At 69.3% G+C, this 13157-nt stretch carries 10 protein-coding genes; 8 read left to right on the forward strand and 2 right to left on the reverse strand.

What is annotated here, in order from left to right; all coding sequences use genetic code 11:
- Positions 1–316 precede the first annotated feature (316 nt).
- The gene (locus H0B54_RS11395; RefSeq protein ID WP_246472486.1) at positions 317–1093 is read right to left on the reverse strand and encodes an IclR family transcriptional regulator; all 777 of its coding nucleotides are present in this window, start codon (positions 1091–1093) and stop codon (positions 317–319) included.
- 274 nt (positions 1094–1367) lie between these two features.
- Here H0B54_RS11395 and H0B54_RS11400 point away from each other — a divergent pair, with 274 nt between their 5' ends.
- The 7 genes from H0B54_RS11400 (at position 1368) to H0B54_RS11430 (ending at position 10105) form a co-directional block, all read left to right on the forward strand.
- Complete coding sequence (locus H0B54_RS11400) at positions 1368–2138, forward strand: enoyl-CoA hydratase-related protein (protein WP_188260409.1); 771 nt, start codon at positions 1368–1370, stop codon at positions 2136–2138.
- Positions 2139–2260: 122 nt separating this feature from the next.
- Positions 2261–3334: a polyamine ABC transporter substrate-binding protein gene (locus H0B54_RS11405; RefSeq protein ID WP_188260410.1), complete on the forward strand. Its 1074-nt coding sequence runs from the start codon at positions 2261–2263 to the stop codon at positions 3332–3334.
- 29 nt (positions 3335–3363) lie between these two features.
- Positions 3364–4467 carry an ABC transporter ATP-binding protein gene (locus tag H0B54_RS11410; protein WP_094303660.1) on the forward strand — a complete coding sequence of 368 codons (1104 nt, stop codon included), beginning with the start codon at positions 3364–3366 and terminating at the stop codon, positions 4465–4467.
- The gene (locus H0B54_RS11415) at positions 4464–6233 is read left to right on the forward strand and encodes an ABC transporter permease subunit (RefSeq protein ID WP_188260411.1); all 1770 of its coding nucleotides are present in this window, start codon (positions 4464–4466) and stop codon (positions 6231–6233) included. The genes H0B54_RS11410 and H0B54_RS11415 overlap by 4 nt, the downstream gene beginning before the upstream one ends.
- Before the next feature lie 55 nt (positions 6234–6288).
- Positions 6289–7818 carry an AMP-binding protein gene (locus tag H0B54_RS11420; protein ID WP_188260412.1) on the forward strand — a complete coding sequence of 510 codons (1530 nt, stop codon included), beginning with the start codon at positions 6289–6291 and terminating at the stop codon, positions 7816–7818.
- Positions 7819–7929: 111 nt separating this feature from the next.
- Positions 7930–9633, forward strand: coding sequence for a methyl-accepting chemotaxis protein (locus H0B54_RS11425; protein WP_188260413.1), 1704 nt, complete (start codon positions 7930–7932; stop codon positions 9631–9633).
- Between the two features lie 118 nt (positions 9634–9751).
- A complete protein-coding gene (locus H0B54_RS11430; protein WP_188260414.1) occupies positions 9752–10105 on the forward strand; it encodes a hypothetical protein in 354 nt (117 codons plus the stop codon).
- 73 nt (positions 10106–10178) lie between these two features.
- On the opposite strand, the gene scpC is transcribed toward H0B54_RS11430, so the two are convergent.
- Positions 10179–11672, reverse strand: coding sequence for a succinyl-CoA:acetate CoA-transferase ScpC (gene scpC, locus H0B54_RS11435; protein ID WP_188260517.1), 1494 nt, complete (start codon positions 11670–11672; stop codon positions 10179–10181).
- Positions 11673–11940: 268 nt separating this feature from the next.
- Here scpC and H0B54_RS11440 point away from each other — a divergent pair, with 268 nt between their 5' ends.
- Positions 11941–13110 (forward strand): pyridoxal phosphate-dependent aminotransferase, encoded by a 1170-nt coding sequence (locus H0B54_RS11440; protein ID WP_188260415.1) that lies wholly within the window; start codon positions 11941–11943, stop codon positions 13108–13110.
- Positions 13111–13157 lie beyond the last annotated feature (47 nt).

Below are 13157 nucleotides of genomic sequence, written 5' to 3' on the forward strand. Positions count from 1 at the left end.
GCCAACGGCCAAAACCGCCGCCTGCGCATCCCTTCTCACAACACGGTATCAACGATATCCAAGATCCCGCGATCCTCGTCGAGGACCGCTGCCCGTCCCGCGCTGCGTCACCGGAGTTCGGTGCGGCGCGTCGGGGCGCTGTATCTAGAAGATCCGAAGCGGTCTGTCAAGCCTTTGTTGTCACGCCGGCCAACTTTACTTCGTCTCGTCTTCGGCGTCTCTGCCGTTCCCTTGCCGCCGTCGCGCTTCTCAGCGGCCCCGGCGTCGTGGGAGCCGGGTTATAGGCGGGTTGGATTAGCCCGGCAAGCGTTTTTTTTCACCGCCGCCCATTTTTCCGCGGCGGGGTCGGACGGCCGATGGTGGAGATCGACGACGACGCGGCAACGACCAGCGGCGCGAAGCGCTCCTCCGCCTCCTGCGGGGTGAAGCGCGAGCGCGAGACGGCGATGTTGATGGCGCCGATGGGCGCGCCCGCCGGACCGACGATGGCCGCCGCGATCGACAGGTCGCCGTGGTAATATTCCTCGAAGGCGGTGGCGTAGCCGAGATCGGCGGACCGCTCGATCTTCGCCAGCAGATCCTCGCGCTTCCAGGTGGTGTTCGGCGTGTAGGGGTGCAGGTCCATGCGGTCGATCAGATCGACGGCTTCCTCCATCGGCATCCGCGACAGCATCGCCACCCCCGGCGCCGTGCAGTAGGCCGGCATCCGCATCCCGAGGACGACGTCGGTGTTCAGCACATGGCGGCTCATGAAGCGCGACACGAAGACGATCTCCGTGTCGTCCAACATCGTGAGGTTGATCGTCTCCTCGGTGGTCTTGCTGAGATGCATCAGGTAGGGCATCGAGCGTTCGAGCAGCCCGTTGCCGCGCAGATAATGATGGCCGAGATCGAGCGTCTTGACCGTCAGCTCGAACCGCTTCGTTTCCGGGTCCTTGTGCAGATAGCCCAGCTTTTCCAGCGTGTGGGTGAAGCGCTGCGCCGCGCTTTTGTCCAACCCGACGATCGAGGCGATCTGGGTCAGGCTCATCGTCGGTCGCGCCGCGTCGAACGCGTTCAGCACGCGAAACGCCTTCTCCACGGACATCACCATCAAGGGATCGCCGGCACGCGCGGCGCCCCCCTCCTTCACCGAGGCGTCCGCAACGGCGGTTGCGGATTCCGTGTCTGACTTTCGGGAAGACGGACGGCGCGGAGCCATGGCGATCGGTCCTGTGGTTCGTGTGCGAGAGATACCGTTGACAGGTCTAGCAAAGCAAGCCAAGCTATTCAATACCAAGTATCGTATTGCAATACGACGCGCCGCCCCGAGGGGCGCCGGAACATCCGCAAGGCGCGCGAAACGCCCCGCTTACAGGAGTGGTCCCGTGTTCAAATTCATCCTCACCGAGGTCCGCGGCCCAGTCGGCATCATCACGCTGAACCGCCCGGAGATCCTGAACGCCTGGAACGCCGCGATGCGCGACGAGCTGGTCGTCGCCTTCGAGCAGTTCGAGAACCAGGACGGCGTGCGCGCGATCATCCTCACCGGGGCCGGGGACCGCGCCTTCGGCGCCGGGCAGGACCTGAACGAGACCAAGACCTTCGACGCCGACCGCGCCGAGGAGTGGGTGGCGGAGTGGGAGCGCCTCTACCACCGCATGCGCACCCTGTCGAAGCCGCTGATCATCGCGCTGAACGGCGTGGCCGCCGGCTCCGCCTTCCAGGTCGCCCTGCTCGGCGACTTCCGCATCGGCCATGCCGGAGTGCGCATGGGCCAGCCGGAGATCAACTCCGGCATCGCCAGCACCACCGGCCCGTGGATCATGAAGGAGATGATCGGCCTGGCCCGCACCATCGACCTGACTCTGTCCGGCCGGCTGATGGACGCCGAGGAGAGCCACCGCATCGGCCTGATCAACCGCATCGTCCCGCAGGACCGTGTGATGGCCGAATCGCTGGCCCTGGCCGAGGAGCTGGCCGCCAAGCCGCCGGTCGCCATGCGCCTGGACAAGCAGCGGTTCCGCGAGATGACCGAAGCCGGCTTCCGCGACGCTCTGGCCGCCGGCGTGCGCATCCAGCGCGAGGCCTACGCGTCCGGCGAACCGGCCCGGATGATGGAGGAATTCCTCGCCAAGCGCGCCGCGAAGCGCGCGTAAACAAGGGCTTACGCCCGGAACACGATTTCATGGGCGCAACGATCCGCCCGCCCGCGCCGCCAAGGCGGCGCTCATCCGCCGGGGCAACAGAGACGCCCCGGCCAAAGGACAGGGAGTTTCACATGAGCAAGACCTCCGGCTTCTCCATGGACCGCCGCAGCCTGATGAAGGGGGCCGCCGGCGTCGCGCTGGGCGCCACCCTGCCCGCCGGGCTGCTCCGTCCGGCCTTCGCCGCCACGCAGATCACCGTTGCCGATCCGGGCGGCCCCTACAGCCCGGCCTTCCGCAAGGCCTTCTACGATCCGTTCGAGAAGGCCACCGGCATCAAGGTGGTCAACGTCGCCCGCGAGGCGGAACCGACCGCCCAGTTCAAGGCCATCGTGGAGACCAAGTCCTACACCTGGGACGTCTGCACGCTGACCCTGTCGGCCCGCGACATCCTGATGAAGCAGAATCTGCTGGAGCCGCTGAACTTCACCGCGGCGGACGCGCCCGGCCTGATGCCGGAGTCGCTGACCAGCCATTGGATGGGCACCGACGTCTATTCGACCATCCTCGGCTACCGCGCCGACAAGTTCGCCGCCAACGCCCCGCAGAGCTGGGCCGATTTCTGGAACGTCGAGAAGTTCCCGGGCCGCCGTTCGCTGCGCAAGAACCCGATCGACACGCTGGAGCAGGCGCTGCTCGCCGACGGCGTGCCGCTCGACCAGCTCTACCCGCTCGACATCGACCGCGCCTTCAAGGCGCTCGACCGCATCAAGCCGCACGTCGCCGTGTGGTGGACCGGCGGTGCCCAGTCCAGCCAGCTCATCCAGAGCGGCGAGGTGGACATGATCGCCCTGTGGAACGCCCGCGCCCAGGCGGTGATCGACGGCGGCGCCCCGGTGAAGATCAGCTGGAACCAGGGGCTCTACTCGATCGAGGGCTGGGGCATCCCGCGCGGCAACCCGCGCGCCGACGCCGCCCGCCAGTTCATCAAGTTCTGCGCCGACCCGTCCCGTCAGGCCGTCTTCACCGAAGTCCTGGCCTACGGCCCGACCAACCTCGACGCCTACAAGAGCATCCCGAAGGAGCGCGCCCAGGCGCTGCCCACCTTTGAAGACAATCTGAAGGTGATGGCCATCGCCAAGGAAGATTGGTGGGGCGCCAACCGGTCGAAGATGAACGAGCGTTTCAACGCCTGGATCCTCGGCTAAGCCCACCTTCGGAAAGGAGACCCGCCGCCATGCTCTCACCGCTCGCACAGGCGCGGACAGCGCCGGTCCAGGCCGGGGCCGCCGCCACGCCGAAGCTGCTGGTCGACGGCCTGACCAAACGGTACGGCGCCATCACCGCGCTGGAGCCCACCCGCCTGGAGGTTCCGGCGGGCGAGTTCCTGACGCTGCTCGGCCCGTCGGGGTCCGGCAAGACCACGCTGCTGCAGATGATCTGCGGGCTGGTGGAGCCCAGCGGCGGGCGCATCCTGATCGATGGGCAGGACGAGACCCGCACTCCCGTCCACAAGCGGGACATCGGCCTCGTCTTCCAGCATTACGCCCTGTTCCCGCACTTGACGGTGGCGGAGAACATCGGCTTTCCCCTGCGCATGCGCGGCGTCGCCCCGGCGGACCTGACGCGGCGCGTGACGGAGGCTCTGGAGATGGTCCATCTGGGCCATCTCGCCGGGCGCTTCCCCAAGGAGCTGTCCGGTGGGCAGCAGCAGCGCGTCGCCCTGGCGCGCTGCTTCGTCTACCAGCCCTCGGTCATCCTGATGGACGAGCCGCTGGGGGCGCTCGACAAGAAGCTGCGCGAGCACATGCAGTACGAGATCAAGCGCCTGCACCGCGAGACGGGCGCCACGATCATCTACGTCACCCATGACCAGGAGGAAGCCCTGGCCATGTCGGACCGCATCTGCCTGATGAACCACGCCCGCATCGAGCAGCTCGGCACCCCGCACGACATCTACGCCCGCCCGAAGACCGCCTTCGCCGCGGACTTCATCGGCGTGTCGAACATCTTCCGCGGCCAGGTCCGGCGCGACGGCAGCGGGGCGCCCATGCTGGTCACCGGCAACGGCAGCTTCCGCCTGTCCGCCGACACGCCGGACCGTCCGGACGGCGCGCTGGTCGTCCGTCCCGAGCAGCTCGACATCGACGGCGACGGCGACAACGAAGTGCGGGGCGAGGTGGTCGACACCGTCTATGCCGGTTCCGAGACCCGCGTCCTGGTGTCTCTGGGCGGCGAGGAGACGATCACTGTCCGCCTGCGCCGCGGCACCGCCCCGCCGCGGCTGGGCGAGGTCGTCGCGGTGCGCTGGCGCGCCGACGCCGGGGTGCTGGTGTCATGAGCGCCGCCACCCTGAACCATGACGGCGCCTTCGCCGCGGCGCGGCGGCGGCTGCGCTTCGGCCCGCTGTGGCTGGCCGCCCCCGGCCTCGCCTTCCTCGCCATCTTCTTTCTGTTCCCGGTGCTTCGGCTTCTCGGCCTCAGCGTCCAGGATCTGGAGACCTCGGCCTGGACCGGCGACCATTACGCCCGCATCGTCGCCACGGACGTCTATTTCCGCGTCCTGATGAGCACCTTCCGCATCGCCGGACTGACCGCCCTGCTGTCGCTCCTGTTCGGCTATCCGCTGGCCTACTGGCTGGCGCAGTTGCCGGAGCGGCAACGCGGGCTGGCGATCCTGGCGGTGATGGTGCCCTTCTGGACCAGCTACCTGGTCAAGACCTTCGCCTGGATGGTCATCCTGGGGCGGACCGGCGTCATCAACCAGATCCTGTCCGGCACGGGGATGCCCAGCCTGCCGCTGCTGCACAACGAATTCGGCGTGATGGCGGGCATGGTCCACGCCATGCTGCCGCTGGCTGTGCTGACCATGCTGCCGGTGATGACCACCATCGACCGCCGGCTGGTCCAGGCGGCGGAAACCCTGGGCGCGCCGCCGGCCAACGCCTTCTGGCTCGTCTATTTCCAGCTGTCGCTGCCCGGCGTGGCCGCGGCGGGGCTGCTCACCTTCATCTCCTCGCTGGGTTTCTTCATCGTGCCGGCGCTGCTCGGCGGGCCGCAGCAGACCATGCTGGCGCAGCTCATCATCACCCAGATCCAGGAAATGCTGAACTGGGCCTTCGCCGGCGCGCTGGCCACCTTCATGCTGGTCGCGGCGCTGGTCACCTGCTGGGTCTACGACCGGCTGTTCGGCCTGTCGTCGCTGTCGGGAGAGAGTTCCGGGCGGACCGGAGCCGGCCAGGGCCACCTGCGCAGCGCCGGGATGAAAATCCTGTCGGCGCTCGCCAAGGCGTCGACGGCGCTGGGCGCCCCGGTCGGGCACGCGCTGGGGCCGAAGATGATGGACCGGCTGCTGCCGCTCTACTCCGCCGCGGTGATCGTCTTCCTGGTCGCCCCGGCGCTGGTCGTCGTTCCCATCGCCTTCACCACCTCGCCCTTCCTCGACTTCCCGCCGCCGGGCTACGGGCTGGAGTGGTTCCGGGTCTACTTCAACTCCGACCTGTGGGTGTCGGCGACCATCCGCTCCTTCGCGGTGGCCTTCGCCACAGCGATCCTGGCAACGCTGGTGGCCGGTCTGGCCGCGCTGGCGCTCGCCCGCTCCTCCTCGCGCTGGCGGGGGGCGATCTTCGCCTTCTTCCTGGCGCCGATGATCGTGCCGCGCATCGTCATCGCGGTCGGGCTGTTCTACCTGTTCGCCCAGATCGGGCTGGTCGCCACCGACCTCGGCCTGATCATCGGCCACACGGTGCTGGCCCTGCCCTTCGCCTTCGTCGCCATCTCCGCGGTGGTCAAGGGGCACGACTGGCGGCTGGACCAGGCGGCGGCGACCCTGGGGGCGAACCGCTTCCGGACGCTGATGCTGGTCACCGTCCCGCTGATCCGCGGCGGTCTGGTGGCGGCGTTCCTGTTCGCCTTCATCACCTCCTTCGACGAGCTGACCGTGGCGATCTTCGTCAGCGGCGGCGTCAAGACCACACTTCCGAAGCAGATGTGGGACGACATGATCCTCCAGTTGAACCCGACGCTGGCCGCCGTGTCCGTCGTGGTCTTCGCGATCGTGATGGCCCTCCTGCTGATGGCGGAATGGCTGCGCCGTCCGGCGCGGTGATCCGCAACCCCTTTCGGCCGCAACCAACCGACCAAACGCATTCGAGATACGCATCATGTCCGATTTCGAAGAAGGGTTCGTCCGCCTGTTCACCCAGGCGGCCCGGACCGGACGCGCCCGCCTGTTCGCCCGCTTCAACGGCGAGGCGCTGAGCTTCGCCACGCTCGACCGCCAGTCCGACGGCGTGGCGGCGGAGCTGCGGCGGCTGGGGCTGAAGCCCGGCGACCGCGTGGCGCTCATGCTGCGCAACAGCCCGCTGGTGCTCTCCACCCTGTTCGGCCTCGCCAAGGCGGGGCTGGTCTGGGTGCCGATCAACGCCCAGCAGCGCGGCGAGGGGCTGCGCTACATCCTGGAGCATTCGGAACCCGGCGCCATCGTCGCCGAGGCCGAGTTCCTGCCGGTGATCGCCGAGACGGGCGCTGTGCCCGCCGGCACGCCGCTGATCGTGCAAGGCGACCCGGCGGCGGCGCTGCGGCTGGAGACCCTGCTGGAGTCCGACGCCGCCTTCGAGGAGCCGCCGCCCGCTCCCGACGACACCTTCGCCATCATGTATACCTCCGGCACCACCGGGCGGCCCAAGGGCGTGCTGGTGTCGCACCGCATGATGCGGCTGGCCGGCGAGGCGGTGGCCCGCGTCTCCGCCGCCCGCGACGGCGACGTCCTGTTCGTGTGGGAGCCGCTGTACCACATCGGCGGCGCGCAGATGATCATCATGCCGCTGATCCGCAGCGTGTCGCTCGCCATGGTGGACCGCTTCAGCGCCAGCCGCTTCTGGGATCAGGTGCGCGAGTACGGGGCGACCCACATCCATTACCTGGGCGGCATCCTGCAGATCCTGCTGAAGCAGCCGGTCTCCCCGCGCGACCGCGACCACCCCGTGCGCATCGCCTGGGGCGGCGGCTGCCCCAAGGAGACCTGGACGCCCTTCGAGGAGCGGTTCGGCGTGCAGATCCGCGAATGCTACGGCATGACCGAGGCGTCGAGCATCACCACCTGCAACGACGAGGGCGTGGTCGGTGCGGTCGGCCGCCCGATGCCCTGGTTCACCGTGGAGCTGCTGGACGGCGCGGGCAAGCCGGTGCCTCGGGGCGAGCGGGGCGAGATCGTCGTCCGCACCGACCGTCCCGGCGCCATCTTCGCCGGTTATTTCCGCAACCCGGAGGCGACGGCCCGCGCGCTCAAGGACGGCGCCCTGCACACCGGCGACCTCGGCTCGCTCGATGAGAGCGGCACGCTGCTGTTCCACGGCCGGATGACCGACAGCGTGCGCTGCAAGGGCGAGAACGTCTCGGCCTGGGAGGTCGAGCATGTCGCGGCCACCCATCCCTCCGTCGAGGACTGCGCCATTATCGGCGTCGCGGCCGATGTGGGCGAGCAGGACATCAAGCTGTTCGTGAAGCCGAAGGCCGGGGCGACGCTGGACCTCCCGTCACTGTCCGGATGGCTCGGAAAACAACTCGCCCCCTACCAGAATCCGCGCTACATCGCGGTGGTCGAGGAATTCGAGCGCACCCCCAGCCAGCGCATCATGAAGCACAAGCTCTCCCCCGCCTTAGACGGCTGCTGGGACCGGCTGGCCGGCTGACGGCGCGTCTCACCTCCCCCCGCATGCCGCAAGGCTGCGGGGGAATTTTTTTGGACCCGGCTCCCGGCGCCGCCCCGCCGATTGAGCCCGTTTTATTGGGAAACCCTGGACATGCCGCTGCACCGCTGGTTTTCGAACCGCAAGTTATTGCACAAGATCCTCGTTCCGGTCCTCGTCCTGCTGATCGTCATCGCCAGCCTCGTCTGGACCGCGCGGAGCGCGATCTCCGACCTGACGCGGTCGACCGCCCGCATCACGGAGGTCGTCGCCGATCGGCTCGGCGCGGCGATCGCCGTCCAGTCGGCGCTCGGCGACGCCATGGACACCGAGGCGAACGCCATCGTCGCTTCGTCCCGCGAAGCCATCGACGCCGCCAACGCGCAGCTCACGGCCAACATCGCCAAGGCCCTGTCCGCCATCGACACGCTGGCCGAGGCCTACGACGACCCGGCGGAGCGCGAGAGCATCCAGGCCATCAAGTCGATCGTCGGGGAGTATGAACGTGTCGCCCAGACGACCGTGCAGCTGGCCCGCGGCTTCGACACCGACGGCGCCATCCGCGTGTCCATCGACGTCGGCCGCCCGGTCCGGCAGAAGCTGACCGCGGCGCTGGGCGAACGGGTGGCGCAGAGCATGGCCGAGACGCGGGAGGCCGAGAAGCGCGCCGCCGCCCTGTCCCAGCAGGTCATGATGCGGCTCTACACGGTCGCGGGCGCGGGCCTGCTGTTCGCCTTCGGCCTGCTGGGCTCCATCCTGCTGTTTTTCGTCGTTCGTCCGCTGCACCGCCTGACGTCGGAGATGACCTCCATCGCCGCCGGCGACCTGACCGTCGCCATCCAGGGCACCGAGCGTTCGGACGAGGTCGGCCTGCTCGCCCGCGCGCTCCAGGTCTTCAAGAGCAACGGGCTGGACATGCGGCGCCTCCAGGAGGAGAGCGACGCGCAGAAGCGTCAGATGGAGGCCGACCGCCGCGCCGCCATGCTGGCGCTGGCTGACCAGTTCGACGCCAACGTGCAGGGCGTGGTCCACGCCGTTTCGCAGGCCGCCCGCCAGCTTCAGAGCAACGCGCAGACGATGACCGGCGCCGCCGAGACGACGACGGAGCAGGCCTCCTCGGTCGCCGCCGCGACGGAGCAGGCGTCGGCGAACGTCGCGACGGTCGCCGCGGCGTCGGAGCAGCTCGGCAGCTCCATCGGGGAGATCGGCCGTCAGGTCAACGGCGCCGCGACGGTCGCCCGCGACGCCGTGGCCGAAGGGGAACGGACCAACGCGCTGGTGGAGCGGCTGGCCAGCGCCGCCCAGAAGATCGGTGACGTGGTGAACCTGATCCAGAACATCGCCAGCCAGACCAACCTGCTGGCGCTGAACGCGACCATCGAGGCGGCGCGGGCCGGCGAGGCCGGCAAGGGCTTCGCCGTGGTGGCGGGCGAGGTCAAGGCGCTGGCCACCCAGACCTCGCAGGCGACCGAGGAGATCGCCAGCCAGATCACCGAGATCCAGGCGATTACCGAAGGCACCGTGACGGCCATCCGCAACATCGCCCGGACCATCGCCGACGTGGACGCCATCGCCGGCGCCATCGCGGCCGCGGTGGAGGAGCAGACCGCCGCCACGCACGAGATCGGCCGCAACATCCAGCAGGCGGCCCAGGGCACCCGGCTGGTCTCCGGCAATATCGGCGGCGTCAGCCAGTCGGCGACCGACGTGCGCGAGGCCGCCGCCGAGGTGCTGGACGCCGCGAACAGCCTGTCACGCGACTCCGACCTGCTGCGCGACGAGATCCAGGGCTTCATCGCGCGGGTCCGCGCGGGCTGACACCTTTGCACGAGCGTGACCCCCGCGTGACCATTTTCGCGTCGCGCGGGGGTGGCGCCCCCCAACGGCCGAAGTCGTGGTAGCATGACGCTCCACAGTCGGAAGTCTTTGGAACCCCATGCCGAGCCTGTCCAGCGGCCTCAACGCCCTCATCGCCACGGTCTTGCGCAGCCACCCGTCGCTGCGGGTGCTGCCGGTGTCCCGCTACACCCGGGATCAGGCCGCCGCCTACGCCGCCGTCAACGGGCGGGCCATCGCCCACGCCGTCGACGAGCGGGGGCGGCAGTCGCTCCTCGTCGCCCTGGCCGGGCTGGATTACGTCAGCGTCTGCGACCTCGACCACGACCTGACGGTTCCCGCCGAACAGCCGGTGTCTCTGATCGTACCCGAGCTGCGCGGCGGGCTGCTCGCCCGCTTCAGCCCGCGGACCGCGGGGGACGTGTGCCGGATCGTCGAGGCCGTCTGCCCCTGATTCGGAGGCAGCAAGCCCTCGCGGCGGCCCCCACCCAACCCTCCCCCGCTGCGCAGGGGAGGGCATCGGGACCTCAGGCCGGCTGCATGCTCCCCGTCTGCTGGTAGCGCAGGTGCCAGGAGAAGGCCTCCTCCAGCAGATGCGGCGTGTGGCCGCCGCGCTGCAGCGCCCGGCGGTGATAGTCCAGCGCCAACTCGCGGTAGCTGGGGTGGACGCAGTTGCGGATGATCGTTTCCGCCCGCTCGCGCGGGGCGAGGCCGCGCAGGTCGGCCAGACCGGTCTCGGTCACCAAAACGTCCACGTCATGCTCGTTGTGGTCGGTGTGGGTGACCATCGGCACGATGCTGGAAATCCTCCCGTCCTTAGCCAGCGACTTGGTGACGAAGATGGCGAGGTGGGCGTTGCGCGCGAAGTCGCCGGAGCCGCCGATGCCGTTCATCATCTGCGTGCCGTTGACGTGGGTCGAGTTCACGTTGCCGTAGATGTCGCACTCCAGCGCCGTGTTGATGCCGATCACGCCCAGCCGCCGGATGACCTCCGGGTGGTTGGAGATTTCCTGCGGCCGCAGCAGCAGCCGACCCTTGTAGCTCCCGATCCTCGGCAGGACCTCCGCATACTTCCCGGCGCTGAGCGTGATCGAGGAGCCCGAGGCGAAGGTCAGCTTGCCGGCGTCGAACAGCTCGAAGGTGCTGTCCTGCAGGACCTCGCTGTACATCGTCAGGTCATGGAACGGGCTGTCGATCATGCCGTGCAGCACGGCGTTGGCGATGGTCCCGATGCCGGCCTGGAGCGGGTTCAGCGAGCGGCCCAGCCGGCCCTGCCGCACCTCGCGGTCGAGGAACTCGATCAGGTGCCCGGCGATGTCCCGGGTCTCGCCATCCGGCGGCAGGATCGTGGCGCTGCTGTCCTGCTTGCGGGTCACCACGATGGCCGCGATCTTCGACGGGTCGATGGGGATATAGGGCAGGCCGGCGCGGCTCTCCGCCGTCACCACCGGGATCGGCTCGCGGAAGGGGCGGCGCGTCGGGATGTAGACGTCGTGCATCCCTTCAAGGTCGAGCGGCTGGGTCAGGTTCAGCTCGACGATGACCTTCTCCGCCAGGATGGCGAAGGTCGCGGAGTTGCCGATGGAGGTGGTGGGGACGATGCCGCCCGTCTCGGTGATCGCGCAGGCCTCGATCACCGCCACGTCCACCGGGCCCATCTGGCGGGAACGCAGAAGTTCCACCGTCTCCGACAGGTGCTGGTCGACGAACATCACCTCGCCGCGGTTGATCGCCTTGCGCAGCACCGGGTCGGCCTGGAACGGCAGGCGGCGGGCCAGCACCCCGGCCTCCGTCAGAATCCGGTCCACGTCGTTGCCGAGCGAGGCGCCGGTCATCAGCGTGACCTTCAACTGTTCCGTCGCGGCGCGTTCGGCCAGCGCCAGCGGCACCGCCTTGGCGTCCCCGGCGCGGGTGAAGCCGCTCATGCCGATGGTCATGCCGTCGCGGATCAGCAGAGCGGCCTCTTCCGGCGTCACCACCTTTCCCCACAGAGACTTCAGGCGAATACGGTCGCGGTACATGGTCATCCTTTGCACGTTCTCGGGCGTTTGTTCGGCGGACGATTCATTCGCTTTTTTATCGTTGGGGTCCGTCATAGGCCCCCCTTTCGCAGCGCTGCAATTGCCGGTCGGTCATATCAGGGTGTCCTAATGGGCATGAATGGCCGCCCTGCGCCGTCGCCGCTCAAACGCCCGGTTGTGCCCCGGCACCGCTCTGGGGCATATGGATGGGTCTTCCGCCGTGACCCTTGTCCGGCCAACGGAAAAGCCTGCCAGGGAGCCTCCGCCGATGCGTTTCTCGTCCCTCACCGACCGCATCCGCGGCGACCGCGTCGCGGCCTGGGACATCCACTTCGCCGCCTGGACCGCCAAGGGCCGCGGTGAGGACGTGATCGTGCTGAGCGTCGGCGACCCGGATTACGACACGCCCGCCCCGGTGCGCGACGCCGCCATCGCCGCCCTTCACGCCGGCGACACCCACTACACCCCCATTCCCGGCCGTCCGGAGCTGCGCGCCGCGCTGGCCCGCGACGTGGCCCGCCGCACCGGCCTGCCGGTCGAGCCGGAGAACGTCATCGTCTGCGCCGGCGCGCAGAACGGCCTGTTCAACGCCACCCTCTGCCTCGTCGAGGCGGGGGACGAGGTGCTGGTGCCGGAGCCGATGTACCTGACCTACGAGGCCTGCGTCCGCGCGTCGGGCGCCACGCTGGTGCCGGTGGCACCGGACGCCGCCACGCTGCGGCTGGACCCGGCGGCGCTGGCCGCAGCGGTCACCCCGCGCACCCGCGCCATCTTCCTGGCGACTCCCGCCAACCCCACCGGCATCGTCATGTCGGCGGAGGAGCTGGAGGCCGTCGCCGACCTCGCCCGCCGCCACGATCTGTGGGTGGTCGCCGACGAGGTCTATGCCAGCCTGACCTTCGACCGGCCGCACATCGGCATCGCCACCCTACCCGGCATGGCGGAGCGCACGGTGACCATCAACAGCCTGTCCAAGTCGCACGCCATGACCGGCTGGCGCGCCGGCTGGGTGGTCGCCCCGGCGCCGCTGGTCGCGCACATGGCAACCCTGGCGCTGTGCATGCTCTATGGCCTGCCGGGCTTCGTGCAGCAGGCGGCGCTGGTCGCCGTCGAGCAGGGCGACGAGGCGGTGGCGGCGATGCGCGAGGGCTACCGCCGCCGCCGTGACATCGCGCTGGAGGCGCTCGGTTCCGTTCCCGGCCTGCGCTGCCTGAAGCCGGAGGCCGGCATGTTCATGCTGGTGGACGTGCGCGGCACCGGCCTGCCGACCATGGAGTTCGCGTGGCGGCTGTTCCGCGAGACCGGCGTGTCGGTCCTCGACGCCGGCGCCTTCGGCCCGGCGGCGGCGGGCTGCGTCCGCCTGTCCTTCGCGGTCGGCGAGGCGGAGCTTGCGGAGGCCTGCCGCCGCATCGCCGCCTTCGTGACGGGGCTGGCGTGACATAACCCTCTCCCCTCCGCTCACGCGCAAACGAAGTTTGCGCGTGA

The organism is Azospirillum tabaci (assembly GCF_014596085.1).
GTDB classification, from domain to species: domain Bacteria; phylum Pseudomonadota; class Alphaproteobacteria; order Azospirillales; family Azospirillaceae; genus Azospirillum; species Azospirillum tabaci.

Excerpts from the sequence above, each read along its gene's own strand:
- H0B54_RS11395 (WP_246472486.1), bottom strand. The coding sequence starts at position 1,093 with ATGGTGATGTCCGTGGAGAAGGCGTTTCGCGTGCTGAACGCGTTCGAC.
- H0B54_RS11405 (WP_188260410.1), top strand. The coding sequence starts at position 2,261 with ATGAGCAAGACCTCCGGCTTCTCCATGGACCGCCGCAGCCTGATGAAG.
- H0B54_RS11410 (WP_094303660.1), top strand. The coding sequence starts at position 3,364 with ATGCTCTCACCGCTCGCACAGGCGCGGACAGCGCCGGTCCAGGCCGGG.
- H0B54_RS11415 (WP_188260411.1), top strand. The coding sequence starts at position 4,464 with ATGAGCGCCGCCACCCTGAACCATGACGGCGCCTTCGCCGCGGCGCGG.
- H0B54_RS11420 (WP_188260412.1), top strand. The coding sequence starts at position 6,289 with ATGTCCGATTTCGAAGAAGGGTTCGTCCGCCTGTTCACCCAGGCGGCC.
- H0B54_RS11425 (WP_188260413.1), top strand. The coding sequence starts at position 7,930 with ATGCCGCTGCACCGCTGGTTTTCGAACCGCAAGTTATTGCACAAGATC.
- H0B54_RS11430 (WP_188260414.1), top strand. The coding sequence starts at position 9,752 with ATGCCGAGCCTGTCCAGCGGCCTCAACGCCCTCATCGCCACGGTCTTG.
- scpC (WP_188260517.1), bottom strand. The coding sequence starts at position 11,672 with ATGTACCGCGACCGTATTCGCCTGAAGTCTCTGTGGGGAAAGGTGGTG.
- H0B54_RS11440 (WP_188260415.1), top strand. The coding sequence starts at position 11,941 with ATGCGTTTCTCGTCCCTCACCGACCGCATCCGCGGCGACCGCGTCGCG.